Below are 18074 nucleotides of genomic sequence, written 5' to 3'. Positions count from 1 at the left end.
TTCAAGTATGTTTGAGCAAGAATTAACCAAACTATGCAAACCAACCTCTCCCGCTTTGAAATTTTACAAGAAGAAATTGTAAAAATGATAGAATTTAGCTCTTGTCGTACCAAACAAAACAAAAAAAAATCATTCAGAATTTATATTAGTATTGCTATCTCTTCTGCTTTAATAACCTTCTTGGTTGCTGTTGGAGACGATTTCCCTGACCATAAAACTATCATTAAAATACTAACCCTTTTCTTTAGTGCTATGAGCACTATTTTTGCTGCTTGGGATGGTTTTTATAATCATAAAGATTTATGGGTCATTTATGGAGAAACTCGAGACCGTTTAAAAGAGCTTCATTTAAAAACTAAATTAGCTTCTATAGAAGAAAAAAACGATTCAGAATATATTACCCAAATACATAAAGATTTTCAAGCCATCGTAAACAAAGGAAGTTTTAAATGGAAAGAGCTTCGTATGGAAGAAAACGGGAATTAATTACGGTATAAAAATTGCAGTTAATTCATTGATTTTGTATCTTTGGTAAGATGGTAAGTGAGAGAGTAAATAACAGAAAAGAAAACTTAAGCGATAAGTTTAGAGAAGCCGGTTCTTCTGGAGAAAAGCTACACGTTATGCACCGTAGAGGGCAATGGGTAGTTTTTAAGGAAAGAAGCGAAAAAGTTATTTCTCAACATACTACCAGAAGAAGTGCTATTTTAAAAGGAAAAAAAATCATACAACTGCAAGATGCCGAAGCTTTAGTAATTCACAAAACGGATGGTTCGGTAGATAGAGTTCAATATGCAGGCTAATTTCTATGGCTTTCGAAAGTAACCTCTTTATTAATTGTCCTTTCGACAACGAATACAAACCTATACTCAAAGCAATTGTTTTTAGTGCTGTTTACTTAGGGTTTAACCCATTATTATCAGAAACTGTAAATTCTGCAGACTCTAGAGTTTCAGGAATTCAAAACCTCATCGCTCAAGCTCAATTTAGTATTCACGATTTATCGAGAATGGAATCTACTAAAAAAAATCAATTAGCTCGTTTTAATATGCCTTTTGAACTAGGTATGGATATAGGTTGCAAAGTTTATGGTGAAGAAAAAATGCGCAATAAATATCTATTAATTCTCGACAAAGAGCGTTACCGTTACCAAAGAGCAATTTCTGATTTATCAGGCAATGATATTGAAATTCATAATAATTCTCCTGAAGTTGCTATTCGTAAGTTTAGAAACTGGGTTCGTAAAATAAAAAACGAACAAATTGATAGTGCCAATAAAATTTGGCGTTTATACAATGAGTTTAATGGCGATTTTTACTTTATAGCACAAGAATATGAATTAAGTAAAGAAGATATTGATGAAATGCCTTGGGAAGAACTCTGCCATCATATCAACGAATGGTTAACTAGTAGAGAAAATAATTAATTATATCATCATTTAAATAATATTTAATCTAAATTCAAGATTAATATGAGTTCTAATTTAATTTATCATTATTGTGATCCTATTGCCTTTATAAATATTATTCAAAACAAAAAACTTTGGTTATCTAAGATAAACTATATGAATGATTATCTGGAAATAGATTGGTTTTTAAATTTAATAAACAAAGAGGTAGACAAAGTTAAAGATGAAGAAAACTCGGGGCTATTGAATAGCTTCAAAGAAAGAGTTTATAATGCAAACATTGGCCCTTATATTTGCTGTTTTTCCAATGCTAAAGATAAATTGAGCCAATGGCGAGCTTATGCTTCGGATGGAAAAGGTGTTGCAATTGGTATAGACAGAGGCTCCTTGAATATAAACAATACCTCAACAGTTTCTTCGCTAGATAATAATATAGATTTAAGACTTCTTGATGTCTGTTATGATAAAACTAAACAAAATATGGAAGCAAAATCTATTGTAGAGCTAATTTGTAACGAAAAAAATGCAGAGGGAGAACTCGTGCGCCCCGGTTCTGCTTATCATCATAATAAATCTATTGAAGCATTAATTATAGCTTCAATGCATAAAAATCCTGCATTTATTGAAGAAGAAGAAGTCAGGATTGTTTACACTCCACATTTCTCTATAAATCAAGACAATTATACCGCTACAAATAATTCTCTTGACCCTATTAAGTTTAGAATGACAGGCAATAAACTAACATCATACTTTGAATTTCCAATAAAAAGCAATTCTATTAAAGAGGTTGTCTTGGGACCTAAATGTGAAATTAATTCTTCTGAACTTAAAACTCTTTTAAATATTGAAACTCTAAACCATGTTGAAATCAATCAATCAAAAGCCTCATATAGATAAACACTAATAATAAAAAAGGGTTTAAAATAATTTAAACTCTTTTTATTTCTTTATTATCTTCTTTTTTTCTTAAACCCTTTATTCTTTCTTCTCGATGGTTTATCTTTAAAAGTTACCGCATCGTTAAATGTATTTTTAGCCTTACCTGGTTTGTTTTTTCTCCAAGAATTATCTGGCGGCAATAACTTTTGCAATAAATCTGTACGACCTACTTTAGTAAGTTTATCTTTAATCCACTGCCTATTTTCCTTCTTATACCAAAAGAAAAACTTATGTTGATCTAGTTTCTCCTTTTTTGTCTTTGGAGTTTTTACTTCTTTTAAAGTATACGGATGATAACCGCTATAATAAATCACTGTAGCAACCGTCATAGGCGTAGGTGTAAAATCTTGTACCTGCTCTAATTGAAATCCCATATCTTTAGTTTCAGCTGCTAAATTTGCCATATCTTCTGGCTCACAGGCTGGGTGACTAGAAATAAAATACGGTATTAACTGAAGATTTAATTTCCTACGCTTATTAATCTTATCGAAACGTTCCTTAAACTTATGAAAATACGTAAATGATGGCTTACGCATTAGCTTCAATACGGGATCTGATGTATGCTCTGGAGCTACTTTTAAACGCCCAGAAACATGCTTTGTCATTACCTCTTCAGTATATGCATCTAATTCTTTAGGATCAGCATTTTTATTGAATTCAGGCACCAACATATCATGTCGAATTCCACTACCTATAAAAGATTTTTTAATCTTCGGATGTTTATCAACTGCCTGATATAATTCTGTTAATGGTTTATGAGAAGTATCTAAATTACTACAAATCACTGGCGAAATACAAGAAGGCGCAACACATTTATCGCAAATAGCCTGAACCTTTCCTTTCATTTGATACATATTTGCCGAAGGTCCACCAATATCAGATAGATACCCTTTAAAATCATCCATCTTTGTCAGTTCATCAACTTCCTTTAAAACAGATTCCTGACTTCTACTCGCAATAAACTTTCCTTGATGTGCTGAAATGGTACAAAAACTACATCCTCCAAAACATCCTCGGTGAATATTTACCGAGAACTTAATCATTTCATAAGCAGGAATAGCTCCACGCTTATTGTACTTTGGATGTGGCATTCTTGTGTAGGGTAAATCGAAAGAACCATCAATCTCCTTTTCCGTCATGGTTGGATAAGGCGGATTAATCATTAACTTTTTACTTCCTACATCTTGAAAAATTCTACGAGCATATAATTTATTAGACTCTTGCTCTATTACTTTAAAATTAGAAGCGTAGGCTTTCTTATTCTTTAAACAAACTTCATGTGAAGAAATTTCAACATCTTGCCAGTTCTTATTCTTAGGTACCTTCTCTCCTTCTTCTAATAAAACTGCTGTTTGCTTAATGGTTTTTAAACTAGAAAACGGAATTCCTTTTTGTAAAAGTTCTACAACTTCACGTAAGGGTTGTTCTCCCATTCCATACACCAACATATCAGCTCCCGAAGTTTCTAAGATAGAAGGCATCAATTTATTAGACCAATAATCGTAATGCGTTACACGACGTAACGAAGCTTCTATACCTCCAATTAATACAGGCACCTCTGGAAATTTTTCTTTTAGAATTTTAGTATAAACCGTAGTAGCATAATCGGGTCTAAAACCTTTGTCTCCATTCGGTGTATAGGCATCTTTATCTCTACGACGTTTACTTGCCGTATAGTTACTTACCATAGAATCCATACAACCTGCAGTTACACCAAAAAATAAACGAGGTGTACCTAACTTTGTAAAGTCTTGTAAATTATCATGCACACTAGGTTGTGGTACAATAGCTACACGCAATCCGTAACTCTCTAAAATACGCCCAATTACTGCAGGACCAAATGCTGGATGATCTACATATGCATCTCCACTAAATAGGATTACGTCTAATTCATCCCATCCTCTTAACTTCACCTCCTTGTTCGTAGTAGGTAACCAATCTGAAAGTCGTCTAATTCTCATGCCGTTGCAAAGGTACAACGTTTTCACTTAGGTTGTATCTCTTAATAAGATGTTAAAAATGTAACATAGTTTGTAACATATCGTCTTTTGTAGATACAAATCAACTATAACAAAATACAATCATGAAAAAAATCATACTCGGACTAGCTTCTTTAGCACTTTTAGCTAGCTGTTCTTCAACCAAAAATTTAACAGACACTAACCCTTTAATAGAGGCAACTATTGATATTAATAATGTAGTTGACGATAAGGTACAAGTAGAAATAGATCCTCAAAAACTTAAAGAATCTACTGTCGTATATCAAATCCCAGCAATTGTTCCTGGTACTTATGCTATGAGTAACTATGGTCAATTCGTATCTAATTTTAAAGCTTTTGATTACGATGGAAAAGAGTTAGCAGTAAAACAACTTGATGAAAATTCTTGGGAAATTACCAATGCTACGAAAATGGATAAGTTATCTTATCAAGTAGATGATACTTTCGATTCAAAAGCTAAACATGGTATTTATGTAATGGCAGGAACTAACATTGAAAAAGGGAAAAACTTTTTCTTAAACCTACCTGGTTTTATTGGTTATTTTAAAGGAAAGAAAGAAACTCCATATGAAATTACCGTTTTACATCCGTCAAACTTATATGAAACAACTTCTTTAATTAATAAAAACACAACGAAAGAAGAAAATACTAAAGATGTATTTACTGCTTCTCGTTATGATGAAGTTTCTGATAACCCAATTATGTATGCGCCATTAAATTCTATTAGTTTTAATGTTGACGGAATTGATGTTACACTTGCTGTATATTCTCCAAACGGTGTTCATTCTGCAAAGGACATGGAAGCTGATTTAAAGAAAATGGTACAAGCTCAAAGTAACTTTTTAAAAGGATTTAAAACTACAAAAGAGTATAACATCTTATTGTATTTATTTGATCCTAAAGTATACAACTGGCAAAGTTTTGGGGCATTAGAGCATCTTTCTTCTACCACGGTTGTATATCCTGAAACTTATTCAAAAAAACAATTAGCTGACGGAATGATTAACGGAACAGTTTCTCACGAGTTTTTCCATATTGTATCTCCGTTATCGGTTCACTCAGAAGAGATTCATAACTTTAACTTTAACGAGCCTAATATGTCTAAACATTTATGGATGTATGAAGGAATTACTGAATACTTTGCTAACTTATTTCAAGTAAATCAAGGTTTAATTACTCCGGAGCAGTTTATTACAAAAATGCAAGGTAAAATTGCTACTTCTAAGCGCTTTAAAGATGATATGTCTTTTACTAAAATGAGTAAAAATATTTTAGATAAAAAATATGCTTCTAACTACTCAAATGTATATATGAAAGGAGCATTGATAGGAATGTGTTTAGATATTATTTTACGTGAAGAAACTAACGGAAAGTATGGTTTACGTGATTTGATGAGAGATTTATCTAATAAATATGGAGCGCATAAACCATTTAAAGACGATGAAATTATTGCTGAAATTGTAAAAATGACTAACCCTAAAGTTGGTGAGTTCTTTGCTACACATGTAGAAGGAGCTACTCCGATTAATTATGATATATATTTTGATAAAGTTGGAATTAAAAAGAAAACTGAAACTAAAAATTCAGCGTATTTTATTGACGCAAAAGGACAACCTTTTATTTCTGTAAATAGTGATAAAAAAATCTTCTTTACTCCAAGAACAAATACCGCTTTAACTGCTTTAGGTATTAAAGCTGGTGATGTTTTAGAATCTGTAAATGGAGAAAAAGTATCTTTAGCAAATGCTCGTCCAATCATAGGAAAAACAATGCAATGGAAAGCTGGAGATAAAATTACTATGGAAGTTACTAGAGATGGGCAATTAGTAAAACTAGAAGGTGATTATGCACAACCTACTTATGAAAGTTCTGGTTTAGTATTAGAAGAATTACCAGCTAACGATTCTAAAGTAATTTTAAGAAATGCTTGGTTAAAAAACTAAACTATTTTAGTATAAAAACGAGAAAGGCAACCAAAATGGTTGCCTTTTTTATTAATCGTTCAAAATTAAATGCGGAACTTTTTCTACATACCAATCAATTACTAAACCTCCTGCTAAAGATTTAGCAATTTCTTTTCCGTATAAATATTCACATAAATATAATGCTGCTTCAAAAGATTTTGCTCCACCTGCTGATGTTATGTATTTTCCATCATGAACAAATAAAACATCTTTACGAATATCTAATTCAGGAAACATCGTTCTCATTTTATCAATATCACTTGGAAATGTTGTAGAAACCTTTCCGTTTAAAACTCCTGCTTTTGCCAATACAAAAGCACCATCACAATGAGTAGTTACAAATTGTGCTTCTTTATCTATTTTCTTTACAAAATCAATCATTGCGGTATTCTCTAAATCAGTATCTAAATGATGTTCCGCAGACGGAACTACCAAAATATCAATCTTAGGCAATGAATCTTTTAGATAATTAAAATCTGGTAGAATTCTCATTCCTTCAAAAGTTGTAATCGGTTTGTCAGTATCTGCAACCGTAAAAACATTCATCGGTTTAATTCCCTCTCTAAAAATCGTATGCTGAAAAATATCAAACGGAGCCGTTAATTCTGTATTAAATGTTCCATCCATTATTAAAAAAGCAACATTGTATCGATTTGGTTTTAATTCTGGAAATACTTTTTTAGCTACTACTTCTTTAGCTTTTGTTTTAGGCTCCTTAACACAAGAAACGCTTATTATCAATAAAAGAAGGATGATTATTTTTTTCATGATTTACTTTTTGAGTATCTAAAAATAAATACTATTAACTAAATTTTCGACTAATTGCTTCTTTATATTTTCTACTAGAAATAATTACATCTTCATTTTCTATTGTTAAAGAATATGTACTATTATTTAAATACTTAACTTTTTTAACAAAATCTGTATTTAAAATAAATGATCGATGTACTCTAATAAAATTAGAAGGTAATTGCTGCTCCAATAAATTTATAGCTGTTCTGTATAGTATATTTTTATCTTTTAAATGAATTAACACATACACAGAGCTAGCTTCTATATACAAAACTTCATCAGTATGAATTTTATATTCAAAACCTTTATCTTTAATTACAAACTCTGATAAATGCGGTGTTAAAGAATTATTATATTCTTTATACAAACTAGCAAATCTTTGACTAAAACTTGCTTGTTTCTCTTTTTCTATTGAAGTTTTCGCTCTCTGTAAAACATCATAAAAACGTTGGTCTTCAAAAGGTTTTAGTAAATAATCAAATGCTTCAAGTTCAAATGCTTTTAATGCGTATTGATCGTAAGCGGTTGAGAAAATAATTAATGACTCAGTATTTTTTAATTTATCTGCTACTTCTACTCCACTAATTCCAGGCATATTAATATCTAAAAAAATAATATCTGGAATTTTATTTTTCAAAAAATTCAATACTTCCTTTCCGTTTTTGCATTCGTATACAATTGCTACCTCATCATCTTTAGAAAGTAAGTTCTTTATATGCCTTCTTGCGTGTGGTTCATCATCAACAACTAAAACTGATAATCTCATACTTTTTGAATTTCATTAATTTTAATAGTTACCGAAAACATGTCGTTCTTCTTTTTTGTAGAAAACTTAAAATCATCTCCATAAACTTGTTGTAATCTGCTTTGTAAATTTGTCAATCCAACTCTAGTTGAATTAATTACTGAAGAATGATTCTTTTTAGGAATTGAGTTTGATAAATTTATAACAAGAAATCTTTCTTGAAGTTTTACTTCTAAACTGATTTTTCCTTTGTCTTCAATTTGAGATATTCCATGTTTAAATGCATTTTCTATTAAAGGTTGTAAAATTAATGTGGGAACCATAACAGATAAAGTTCTATCTTCAACATCAATTGTTACTTCTAACCTGTCGTGAAAGCGTTCTTCTTCAATATCTAAATAACTTGTAAAGTACTCTAATTCTTCTTCAAAAGTTATTAAATGTTTTTCTCTTTTATCTAGAATTTTACGTAACAAGTTGGTTACCTTAACTACCATAGATCTTGCCTTTTTATCATCATAACCAATCAGCGTATTTAAAGTATGTAACGTATTAAATAAAAAATGTGGGTCTAATTGATTTCTTAAAGCTTCCAGTTGAGATAAATGTAATTTATTTTCAAGTGAAACTACTTTTAATTTTTGCTTTTGAACAATTTGATAGGCTTCAATAATTTTTAAAACAGCACCAATAATTATTACATCTAAAAACCTGATTAAAATTGATTTTAGTAAATACGGCGAAAAATCATCATAAACTTCAGCAAAAGTAAAATTGGTAAAGATTATAAGGATAGTATAATACAATACATTGGTAACAATTAGATTTAAAAGTACCAATATAGTTGCAGAAATAAAACGTTCTAAAAACTGAGTGAATTTCGGTTTGTTCTCATCAAAAGGTTTTACTACACCGCAAAGATAATCTATAGTTAAAGCCCAAAATAAATATACAGCTGTAAATAAAGTAATATGTCTAATATAAACTAGCGCATTTATTTCTGGTTCTGCATTTACTACTTGTAAAATGACAGCAAAACTGAAAAGTAAAGCAGATATAAAAACATACTTTTTAGGAACCTCTAATTTATATTTAGATAAGATAGCCATAGTGTAAAAGTACTAAAATTAATTACCGAAATACTACTTTACACTGTTGCTTACATCTTTAATTGCCATTCACAACAAAAGGCTTCTTTTCAGGTGATTAGTGTTCTAATTTTGACCCAATAATTATTTAAAAATCAGAAATTATGAAAACAAAAATTATAGGATTATTAGTCGTTTTTTTAGTTGTAGGAAATAGTTTTGGACAACAAAAATACGCTTCAAAAGAAACCAAAGATGTTATTGAAAAAATGATGGAAGCTCATGGTGGTTATGAGAAATGGAAAAACCTTAAAACATTCAGTTTTACAACTGCAATGTATAGTAAATCTCTTGGCTTTTTAAGATTTTGGATTAATGACCAAACCGTAGATATGAAAACTAGACGTTCTTATCAAGATTGGCCATTAGTAGGCTCTCAAATGTCTTACGATGGTAAAGAGGCTTGGGGTGTAAATTGGCGAGTTGGTAATCCTCCAAATCATCAACATTCTGTGTTTTTTTACTATTTGAATCTTCCTTGGTTAACACAAGATGCTAATGTAAAATTGGGAGAAGTAAAAAAATTAAAACATCCTGCTTTTAAAAATGAAGTCTATAAAATTAAAATGACTTATACTAAAATTCCAATATTAGGAAAATCAATAAGAGATACTTATACACTTTATATTGATGCTCAAAATTACATCTTAAGCGGATATGAATACACGGTTGGTTATGGTCCTTTGTTAGATATTTTAAAATTGCCTAAAGACAAGAAAGTTTTTGGTCCTCTTTTAAGAATCAACAATTATACGGCAGACATTAATGGATTAAAATATCCTGTTTTAATGACCACTAATAGTTTAGATTTAAAAGAACAATACGGAGATCACGCCATTTATAATTTTAAAATGAATGAAAAGTTTGATGAAAGCAGAATGATAAAACCTAAAAATGCAGTGGTTGATACTTCAACAGATGTTAGAAAATAATCTATATTAAAATGACAAAGAAGATTTACATAAACATTGTAGTTTTAAGCATTGTATTAGGTTTAATTATTCTAATAAACAATCCTTATGTAAATCTTCTTTTGGCTTTTTTAGTTATTGTAGTATTTGTATTCTCAAATCTCAATAGCGATTTTAATGATTTATTCCAAAACAATAAATCGCACTTAAAGCTTTTACCGATTTCTTTGGGGTATGCTATTTTAATTCAAATTGCTGCTCATTTTGTGTTATACCCAGTTATCGTTTGGTTTACAAATGCTCCAATAAATTTAGGCCCTTTTGATTTGGTTCGTGGAAACTTAAAAGCCTTTACCATCAGTTTAGCTATTGGATGGTTTGTTGGTGGATTGTTAGAAGAAACAATCTTTAGAGGCTTTTTATTGAAAACCTTCGAAAGTTTATTTCCTAAAAAAATTGGATTGATTATCGGGGTTCTATTTTCATCATTTTTATTTGGATTTCTTCATAGTTATCAAGGAATTTCAGGACAATTATTAACAGGAACAGCAGGAGTGTTTTTAGCCATTATTTATTTAGCAAATAATAGAAATTTATGGCTAAATATCTATGTGCATGGAATGATGAATTCAATTAGCATGTTACTTATTTACTTTAAAATTGTTTAAACAAAAAATCATGAAAAACATATTTATTAATCAACAAGAAAATCGATTTAAAGCTGGATGGAGAATATTTTTCTTCTTGTTAATTTTTTGGGTTTTTGCCGCATCAACTTTTATTATAAAACCTTTATTAGGTGATATTACAAAAAAAGAATTTTTAGAAAATTACAGTTTATTAATTGTAAGTATTTTGGCAATTGGAAGCACAATAGCTGTGTTTTTGTCAAGGAAATTTTTTGATAAAAAGAGTTTTGTTTCACTTGGACTTTCACTAAAAAAACAATCCTTCTTTGATGTAATATTTGGCTTTTTACTTAGTGGAGCAATGGCTTTTTTGTTTTGCATTTTATTAATTTCTTTTAATCTGATAGAAATTAATGGTATCAACTTTTCGTTAAATAATCCTTTAGAATTAAATGCTGAAAACTGGGGAAATTATATAAAAACGATGTCATTAATTACTTTACTAATTGTTTTAGTAGAGCATATTTTAGTTGGCTATTGGGAAGAATTAGTGTTTAGAGGTTATGTTTTTCAAAATATGATTGAAGGATTGGGATTAAAATTATCAATCATCATTTCTTGCATTATTTATGGATTAATCCATGCTTTAAATCCTAATGCAGGTATAGTATCAACCTTAATTATTGTATTGTTTGGTTATTTAAGAATCTACGGATATTTATCAACCAAAATGTTATGGCTTTCTATAGGAATGCACATTGGATGGAACTTTTTTCAAGGACCTATTTTTGGATTTGCAGCAAGCGGACATAAAAAAGCAACCTTACTAGATATTTCAATTAACTCAAATAAAGATTGGTTAACAGGTGGTGAATTTGGACCAGAAGGAAGTATTTTAATAATTCTGATAATTATTTTCGCTTTACTTATCATGAAATGGCGTGCAAAAAAAACAGTAACTAAAAACCTAAAAAAGCAATGAGTAAATTAATTGTAACTCTTTTTCTTTTGGCGATTTTTGTTTCTTGCACTCAACCAAAAAAAGAAAACAGAAAAGTAATTGTTGTACATGCAAGAGGAATTTCTTACCCAGAAATGCAAGAATATTTAACCGCAACAAAATCTGATCTTTTTTTTAAAAGGAATGAAAAGAATATCACAAAATTAACACCAATTACAAATGCCGTAACTATAAGCAATATTGCTTCTTTTGAGACTGGTGAATCTCCAAGTGAACACGGAATTGTTGGACATTTATATGTGAAAAAAGAAAATGAAAAGTTAAGTTTGGTAAGTGGCTTTAGTCAACCTTTTGAAACTGAAACTTTTTGGGAAAAAGCAGATTTAAAAGGCAAAAAAGTACTCAATATTGGCTCACTTACTTTACACGGAAAATATATAACCCACAAAAATGTTGATGCATTATCTCAAGGAACTCAAATTGGAAAACCAATCATTTTAGAGTTAAAACAAATTTCGAGTAACGATAATTCATTGGTGAAATACAGAAACTCAAATGATGAATTTAAAATCCCAGAATTGCAAAACTTAGTAGTTTATAAAACCAAAGATTCTCAATTAATTTTTGATAACGATTATAATTTTGATAATGGATTTGTTAAAGAAGCAACTCTTGGAAATTGGTTTGAATTAGATAATAATCTTAAAGGAAAATGGCTAAATAAATCTTCAGATTCAATTCAAATTTACGTAAGACCACAGTACAAAAATAAAGGATATCCTAAAGAGTTTATACAATCTATCAATGAGAATATTGGAAACCCAACTGGTTGGCCAAATATTGGATATTACACTTCAAAAAAGATTGATTCAAAAACACTTTTAGAAGAAATTTACAGCGAATTAAATCATATTATGAAAGTGTTTACATCAACCTCTCAAAAAAAAGAATACGATTTAATTATGATTGATTATCCGTTGATGGACAGAATTGGGCATTCTTTTTTAGGGTTGAAAAAATCATCAAAAGAAATTCAATTAGAATACAAAAATGCATTCAGTCAAATGGATAAAGATTTCAATACTATTGAGGCTTTTGCTAAAAAAAATAATTACGATTTAATTATCACTTCTGGTCATGGGTTTTCTCCTATTCACACTTCTATTGATATAAATAAGTTTTTAACTAAAAATAGTGTCAACACAAATTTCAATAGTAAAGATTGGGAAGCAATTGGAATTCCAGCTAAAGTTTCGTCTCATATTTACATAAACGATAACTTATCTATAGAAAACAAACAGAAAACTCTTAAGAAAATAGAGGATGCTTTTAGTTATCTAAAATATAAAGACGAGTTAGTAGTTGATGAAATATATAGACGAGAGGATTTAAATAAAATTGGGCTCGATCATAAAAACTCAGGCGATTTATTTGTTCTATTAAACCCAGGATATCTTTTTGAAAATAATAGTAATGAAAAAACTTTTTGGGGAGTTCCAAAATTTAGAGGTGATCACGGTTATTCTTTAAAGCACAAAGAATCGTATGGTATTTTCATTTCTAAAATAAAATGTCATGATTGTCATAGCATTGATATTTCTAAAACAATTGAAAAGAGACTTTTTACAGATTATAGCTCAAATTAAACTATTAAAATAAAAAGCATAATTAGTTATATTCTTCATTTGATTATATTTACTCATCTTTATAATCAACACTATGAAATCACTTTTCAAACTTGCTTGCTTAATTATATTAATTTTAAGTTGTACTAAACAAGAAACTAAAATAAAAGAAAAAAAAGAAGACACTTTTGTTCAAGATAACTACTCAAAAAAAGAAGTAGCAATTACAATGCGCGATGGTGTAAAATTACACACAACTATCTATACACCGAAAGATACTAGTAAAGTTTATCCGATTTTATTACAACGTACTCCGTATAGTTGTAGACCTTATGGAGAGGATAAATTCAGAAAGAAAATTGGGCCGAATCCAATTTTAATGAAAGAAGGAAATATTATCGTATATCAAGATGTTCGTGGTCGTTGGATGAGTGAAGGAGTTTACGATAACATGCGTGCGTATGTTCCGAATAAAAAAGAAAAACAATCTGACGAAACTACAGATACATATGATACTATAGATTGGTTAGTAAAAAATACTAAACACAATAACGGTAAAGTAGGTACTTGGGGAATTTCATATCCTGGACATTATGCTACGGTTTCTACAATTGATGCACACCCAGCCTTAAAAGCAGCTTCACCACAAGCGTGTATTGGTGACTTCTTTTTTGATGATTTTCATCATAACGGAGCATTTTTACTAAGCTATTTTAAAGCCATTTCTTTATTCGGAACCTATAAAGATCAACCAACCGATACGGCTTGGTATTCTTTTCCTGATATGAAAACACAAGATCAATATCAGTTCTTTTTAGACAAAGGTCCTTTAAAGAATTTAAACAGCTATTTTCAGTATGATAAATTAGATACAAAAACAGCAAACAACACCAATAAAATTGATGATTTCTTCTGGAAAGAGATTACTGAACATCCTAATTATGATTCTGTTTGGAAGAGCAAAGGAATAATTCAGTATTTAGATAGAGTTCCTTCAACTGTGGCAACTATGGTCGTTGGTGGTTGGTTTGATGCGGAGGATTTATATGGACCTTTAGAAACATATAAAAACATTGAAAAACACCAACCAAATAATTATAATACGTTAGTTTTTGGTCCTTGGGATCACGGAGGATGGTCGAGAAACAAAGTAAAAAACACTGTTGGTAATTATTACTTCGGAGATTCAATCTCTTTAAACTTTCAAAAGAATATTGAAACAAAATTCTTTAATCATTTCTTAAAAGGTAATGGCTCTAAAAACTCAAAATTAGCTGAAGCTCATGTTTTTGACACTGGTAAAAGAGAATGGAAAGATTACTATGTTTGGCCACCAAAGAATATCAAAAAACAAACATTTTATTTATCAGAAAATCAAGAATTAACAGCAGCTAAAAAATCAGATTCAAAAGTTGATTTTGTAAGTGATGTAAAACATCCTGTTCCGTATTCTGAAGATATTAAAACCGTTTTTACGCCTCGTAAGTATATGACCGACGATCAGCGATTTGCTGCGCGTAGACCAGACGTTTTAGTTTTTGAAACAGATATTTTAACTGAAGATTTAACCTTAGCGGGAGATATTTTAGCAAAACTAAATGTAGCTACCACTGGAACTGCTGCAGATTGGATTGTTAAAGTTATTGATGTACATCCTGCAGAATTAAAGAATGATAATAAAGAAATGCAAACGCATCAAAAATTAAGCAATTATCATATGATGGTTCGTAGTGAAGTAATGCGTGGACGTTTTAGAAATGATTTTTCAAAACCAGAACCTTTTACACCAAACAAAAAAACTGCTGTAAATATTAAGTTACAAGATGTTTTTCATACTATAAAAAAAGGACACAAATTGCAAATACAAGTACAAAGTACTTGGTTTCCTTTAATCGATTTGAATCCACAAACCTATGTGCCTAATATTTACAAAGCCGATAAAAAGGACTTTAAGACACAAACACATTCTGTTTTTACAGATTCGAGTATTGAGTTTAATGTGTTGAAGTAATTTATGAAAAAGATTATTGTTTGTTTTTTATTGATAGTTAATACTATTTGCTTTGGGCAATCTTCTTATTCAGGTACTTTAGGAGAATACCCAATTACTTTAGTAACCTATCATTATAGTGATGGTGTTTCTTTAGCTTACTATTCTTATAATAAATATGATACTCCTATTACTATTAATGGTAATTTAAAAGGACGAGAATTAACACTCTACGAAAAAAAATCAAAAAATCAGGTTATAGCTACATTAACTTTTTCAAACTTTGAAATAGATGATACAGTGATTAGAGGTAAATGGGTAAATACAAAAACTAAAAAAGAGCTTAATATTTATCTAAAAAAGGACTTTGATATTAATTATGGAGATGATTTAGAATGGGATACCAAAGAACTTTTACAATCTAAGTCTACAAAAAAACACTATTTCAAGACTATCATCTCTAAGAAGAAAAGGCAATTTTATGGACGAGTGATTGGAGTTAAAGTTTTTGAAAAAAGAACCGATCGATTAATTCAAAAAATCAATTTAGATTGTCAGTTATTTGGAATTGATAATGTCTCAGTTGATGATTATAACTTCGATGGAATTCAAGACTTCTCTGTCTTTGAAGCTAGCTATACCGGACCAAACACTTCTAGTATTTATATCTTAAAAGAACCTAAATCTGAAAACTATTTTGTCAGTGATTTTAGTGGAACCTCTTTAGAATTTAATTCAAAAGAAAAGCTAATCTATGAGCATAATCAATGCTGTGGAGGTTCTAGGCATACTAATGCTACTTATAAAGTAATAGATAATAAAATGGTTTTAATAGAAAGAAAATGTATTGAATATGATAAAGAAAAAGAAGATTATGTTAATGTTAAATGTGAATAGTTATCATCTATAATTATAATAAACCTAAAAACTCACTCCTATCAATTTCTCTTGCTCCCAAACTTGCTAGATGCTCGTTGTATACTTGGCAATCTATTAGTTTATAACCACAGTTTTGAGCTAAGTGTATAAAAGCAAGCTTGCTCATATTACTTGCTTTACTAAACATACTTTCGCCGCAGAAAACTCCATTTCCTAAATCAACTCCGTATAAACCACCAACTAACACATTTTTACTTTGAGCTGAGTCGAAGTGCCAAACTTCAATAGATTTTGCAAAACCCTCTTTGTGTAAATTAATGTAAGCTTGTTCCATATCATCAGTAATCCAAGTTCCGAATTGATCATTTCTATTAATATGTTTACAATTAAAAATTACTTGTTCAAAAGCCTGGTTTTCGGTAATTGTAAAATCTTTTTTACGAAGTACTTGTTTCATCGATTTTGAAACTTTCACCTCATCAGGAAACAATACCATACGTTCCCAAGGTGAATACCATACAATTGGCTCACCTTCATTAAACCATGGAAATATTCCGTTTTGGTATGCAAGCTTTAATCGCGCTACACTTAAATCACCTCCTATGGCTAAAACTCCATCTTCCGTGGCTAACTCTAACGGAGGAAACACCAATTCTTCACCTAACCAAATCATCTAAAAAACTAATAACCCTAATAAATAAACTGCACTACCAACTACCATAGCGATTAATGTATAGGGCAAAATTTCTTTTGCTTTTAACTTGGTAATTCCTAATAACGGTAACGCCCAAAAAGGCTGTAACATATTGGTTATTTGATCTCCATATGCTAATGCCATAATTGCTTTAGGTAATGGTACTCCTAATTGCAATGCACTTTCAACTACAATAGGTCCTTGTACTACCCATTGCCCTCCTCCACTCGGCACAAAAATGTTTACCAATCCTGCGCTAAAAAATGTAAAAATTGGCAAAGTGGTAGCGGTAGAAACGGATACGAAAAAATCAGATATTAACGTTACCATTCCTGCGCTTTTCATTATTCCCATAATACCAAAATATAAGGGGAACTGAATTAAAATTCCAGATACATCACTAATTGACTCTCCAACTGCATTGGTAAACTTTTTAAAACTTCCATGTAATAGAATTCCTAAACCGAACATAAAAAAATTGATTAAGTTCGGAGTAATTTTAAGTGCTAATACATCGTCAGAATATTGATAAAAAAAAGCAACAAGAATTAATACTCCAAAAATGATAGACAATACCTTAGAGTTATCAAGTTTTTCGGCCTGTGTAGTCGATTTTTCTTTATCTTCCATTATATATTCTGGAAGGTTTAGATTTGTAGGCTTTGCCTTCCTCCCTAAGAAATAAAAAGTTACTGAAACCGTTAAAAGAACTAGTACAAAAATTAACAAATTCCACCAGCTAAATACCGTTTGAGAATAATCTATTAATGACGGAATTTTAGCCAAGGTTTCTTCAGAAGAAACTGAACTCATAATACTTTTAATATGCCCTTCTTCATTTATTTTTATAGGAGCAGAACCTGAAATTCCTCCATGCCACACCATTAACCCTACATAACCTGCAGCTCCAATTATCGGGTAATTCAGTTTTATATTTTCCCTTTGAGCATGTTCTCCTACTTTTCTGGCTAACAATGCGCCAAAAATGAGCCCCAATCCCCAATTAAAAAACGAGACTAACATCGTAGTTACACTAACAATTACTGCACTATTCGCCGTATTTGTACAGTATTTTGTCACTCGTAATATTAAACTACTAACAGGTTTACTTAATACCAAAACATGACCTAACACTAAAATTAGCATCATTTGATATGCAAACACTAACAAACCATTACTCCAAATTCCGTTTTCCCAAAACCTCAAAACTTCTAAGGAGTAATTTCCAATGGAAACATCAACTGGTTTTGTAAAAACTAACGCTAATAAAATAGTTATAAAAGTGAGTAAAATAGCAATGGTAAAAGGTGATGGTAGGTATTTCTTAAATACATTTTCAATAACCTGAGTAATCTTCATACAGCTAAGTTTGTTTTGCTAAAATAAACA

The 18074-nt window shown here is 30.3% G+C and carries 17 protein-coding genes; 11 read left to right on the top strand and 6 right to left on the bottom strand.

Features of this window, described 5'->3' with window-relative positions:
* Positions 1–33 precede the first annotated feature (33 nt).
* Genes WH52_RS12355 through WH52_RS12340 form a run of 4 tightly spaced genes read left to right on the top strand, consistent with a single transcriptional unit; the run spans position 34 to position 2305 of the window.
* Positions 34–486 (top strand): DUF4231 domain-containing protein, encoded by a 453-nt coding sequence (locus tag WH52_RS12355; RefSeq protein WP_086031268.1) that lies wholly within the window; start codon positions 34–36, stop codon positions 484–486.
* A 50-nt stretch (positions 487–536) separates the two neighbouring features.
* Complete coding sequence (locus WH52_RS12350) at positions 537–803, top strand: DUF2188 domain-containing protein (protein ID WP_086031267.1); 267 nt, start codon at positions 537–539, stop codon at positions 801–803.
* 5 nt (positions 804–808) lie between these two features.
* Entirely contained in the window at positions 809–1426 is a 618-nt protein-coding gene (locus WH52_RS12345; RefSeq protein ID WP_086031266.1) for a hypothetical protein, read from the top strand.
* A 45-nt stretch (positions 1427–1471) separates the two neighbouring features.
* The gene (locus tag WH52_RS12340; protein WP_086031265.1) at positions 1472–2305 is read left to right on the top strand and encodes a DUF2971 domain-containing protein; all 834 of its coding nucleotides are present in this window, start codon (positions 1472–1474) and stop codon (positions 2303–2305) included.
* Positions 2306–2358: 53 nt separating this feature from the next.
* Here WH52_RS12340 and WH52_RS12335 read toward each other — a convergent pair whose 3' ends face one another.
* Positions 2359–4308, bottom strand: coding sequence for a YgiQ family radical SAM protein (locus WH52_RS12335; RefSeq protein ID WP_086031264.1), 1950 nt, complete (start codon positions 4306–4308; stop codon positions 2359–2361).
* A 122-nt stretch (positions 4309–4430) separates the two neighbouring features.
* Here WH52_RS12335 and WH52_RS12330 point away from each other — a divergent pair, with 122 nt between their 5' ends.
* Entirely contained in the window at positions 4431–6290 is a 1860-nt protein-coding gene (locus WH52_RS12330) for a M61 family metallopeptidase (protein ID WP_086031263.1), read from the top strand.
* Between the two features lie 51 nt (positions 6291–6341).
* Here the strand turns inward: WH52_RS12330 and WH52_RS12325 are convergent, their stop codons facing one another.
* From WH52_RS12325 to WH52_RS12315, 3 genes are read right to left on the bottom strand one after another with little or no spacing between them, the layout of a single operon-like run.
* Positions 6342–7079, bottom strand: a complete 738-nt coding sequence (locus WH52_RS12325) for a DJ-1/PfpI family protein (protein ID WP_086031262.1) — start codon at positions 7077–7079, stop codon at positions 6342–6344.
* A 34-nt stretch (positions 7080–7113) separates the two neighbouring features.
* Positions 7114–7869 carry a LytR/AlgR family response regulator transcription factor gene (locus WH52_RS12320; protein WP_086031261.1) on the bottom strand — a complete coding sequence of 252 codons (756 nt, stop codon included), beginning with the start codon at positions 7867–7869 and terminating at the stop codon, positions 7114–7116.
* Positions 7866–8957: a sensor histidine kinase gene (locus WH52_RS12315; protein WP_086031260.1), complete on the bottom strand. Its 1092-nt coding sequence runs from the start codon at positions 8955–8957 to the stop codon at positions 7866–7868. Before WH52_RS12315 ends, WH52_RS12320 begins: the two co-directional genes overlap by 4 nt.
* A 143-nt stretch (positions 8958–9100) precedes the next feature.
* Between WH52_RS12315 and WH52_RS12310 the strand changes: the two genes are divergently transcribed.
* The 6 genes from WH52_RS12310 to WH52_RS12285 all read left to right on the top strand — a co-directional run bounded on the left by WH52_RS12310 (position 9101) and on the right by WH52_RS12285 (position 16009).
* On the top strand, positions 9101–9928 hold the full coding sequence (locus WH52_RS12310) for a hypothetical protein (RefSeq protein WP_086031259.1): 828 nt from the start codon (positions 9101–9103) through the stop codon (positions 9926–9928).
* A gap of 11 nt (positions 9929–9939) precedes the next feature.
* Complete coding sequence (locus WH52_RS12305; protein WP_086031258.1) at positions 9940–10575, top strand: CPBP family intramembrane glutamic endopeptidase; 636 nt, start codon at positions 9940–9942, stop codon at positions 10573–10575.
* Between the two features lie 10 nt (positions 10576–10585).
* The gene (locus tag WH52_RS12300) at positions 10586–11518 is read left to right on the top strand and encodes a CPBP family intramembrane glutamic endopeptidase (RefSeq protein WP_143592163.1); all 933 of its coding nucleotides are present in this window, start codon (positions 10586–10588) and stop codon (positions 11516–11518) included.
* The gene (locus WH52_RS12295) at positions 11515–13143 is read left to right on the top strand and encodes an alkaline phosphatase family protein (RefSeq protein ID WP_086031256.1); all 1629 of its coding nucleotides are present in this window, start codon (positions 11515–11517) and stop codon (positions 13141–13143) included. The genes WH52_RS12300 and WH52_RS12295 overlap by 4 nt, the downstream gene beginning before the upstream one ends.
* 73 nt (positions 13144–13216) lie before the next feature.
* Positions 13217–15133, top strand: coding sequence for a CocE/NonD family hydrolase (locus WH52_RS12290; protein WP_086031255.1), 1917 nt, complete (start codon positions 13217–13219; stop codon positions 15131–15133).
* A 3-nt stretch (positions 15134–15136) separates the two neighbouring features.
* Positions 15137–16009 (top strand): XAC2610-related protein, encoded by an 873-nt coding sequence (locus WH52_RS12285; protein ID WP_086031254.1) that lies wholly within the window; start codon positions 15137–15139, stop codon positions 16007–16009.
* 13 nt (positions 16010–16022) lie between these two features.
* Here WH52_RS12285 and aat read toward each other — a convergent pair whose 3' ends face one another.
* Both aat and WH52_RS12275 read right to left on the bottom strand, forming a co-directional pair.
* Positions 16023–16664 (bottom strand): leucyl/phenylalanyl-tRNA--protein transferase, encoded by a 642-nt coding sequence (aat, locus tag WH52_RS12280; protein ID WP_086031253.1) that lies wholly within the window; start codon positions 16662–16664, stop codon positions 16023–16025.
* Complete coding sequence (locus tag WH52_RS12275) at positions 16665–18044, bottom strand: short-chain fatty acid transporter (protein ID WP_086031252.1); 1380 nt, start codon at positions 18042–18044, stop codon at positions 16665–16667.
* Positions 18045–18074 lie beyond the last annotated feature (30 nt).

It is taken from the genome of Tenacibaculum holothuriorum, from assembly GCF_002120225.1.
Lineage (GTDB): Bacteria > Bacteroidota > Bacteroidia > Flavobacteriales > Flavobacteriaceae > Polaribacter > Polaribacter holothuriorum.
The sequence above is the reverse complement of the archived record's forward strand: the minus strand, read 5'-3'. Positions and strand labels throughout refer to the sequence as shown.

Coding starts and splice junctions, on each gene's coding strand:
- WH52_RS12305 (WP_086031258.1), top strand. CDS start 9,940: ATGACAAAGAAGATTTACATAAACATTGTAGTTTTAAGCATTGTATTA.
- WH52_RS12275 (WP_086031252.1), bottom strand. CDS start 18,044: ATGAAGATTACTCAGGTTATTGAAAATGTATTTAAGAAATACCTACCA.
- WH52_RS12320 (WP_086031261.1), bottom strand. CDS start 7,869: ATGAGATTATCAGTTTTAGTTGTTGATGATGAACCACACGCAAGAAGG.
- WH52_RS12335 (WP_086031264.1), bottom strand. CDS start 4,308: ATGAGAATTAGACGACTTTCAGATTGGTTACCTACTACGAACAAGGAG.
- WH52_RS12285 (WP_086031254.1), top strand. CDS start 15,137: ATGAAAAAGATTATTGTTTGTTTTTTATTGATAGTTAATACTATTTGC.
- WH52_RS12355 (WP_086031268.1), top strand. CDS start 34: ATGCAAACCAACCTCTCCCGCTTTGAAATTTTACAAGAAGAAATTGTA.
- WH52_RS12345 (WP_086031266.1), top strand. CDS start 809: ATGGCTTTCGAAAGTAACCTCTTTATTAATTGTCCTTTCGACAACGAA.
- WH52_RS12290 (WP_086031255.1), top strand. CDS start 13,217: ATGAAATCACTTTTCAAACTTGCTTGCTTAATTATATTAATTTTAAGT.
- aat (WP_086031253.1), bottom strand. CDS start 16,664: ATGATTTGGTTAGGTGAAGAATTGGTGTTTCCTCCGTTAGAGTTAGCC.
- WH52_RS12310 (WP_086031259.1), top strand. CDS start 9,101: ATGAAAACAAAAATTATAGGATTATTAGTCGTTTTTTTAGTTGTAGGA.
- WH52_RS12330 (WP_086031263.1), top strand. CDS start 4,431: ATGAAAAAAATCATACTCGGACTAGCTTCTTTAGCACTTTTAGCTAGC.
- WH52_RS12340 (WP_086031265.1), top strand. CDS start 1,472: ATGAGTTCTAATTTAATTTATCATTATTGTGATCCTATTGCCTTTATA.
- WH52_RS12325 (WP_086031262.1), bottom strand. CDS start 7,079: ATGAAAAAAATAATCATCCTTCTTTTATTGATAATAAGCGTTTCTTGT.
- WH52_RS12315 (WP_086031260.1), bottom strand. CDS start 8,957: ATGGCTATCTTATCTAAATATAAATTAGAGGTTCCTAAAAAGTATGTT.
- WH52_RS12350 (WP_086031267.1), top strand. CDS start 537: ATGGTAAGTGAGAGAGTAAATAACAGAAAAGAAAACTTAAGCGATAAG.
- WH52_RS12300 (WP_143592163.1), top strand. CDS start 10,586: ATGAAAAACATATTTATTAATCAACAAGAAAATCGATTTAAAGCTGGA.
- WH52_RS12295 (WP_086031256.1), top strand. CDS start 11,515: ATGAGTAAATTAATTGTAACTCTTTTTCTTTTGGCGATTTTTGTTTCT.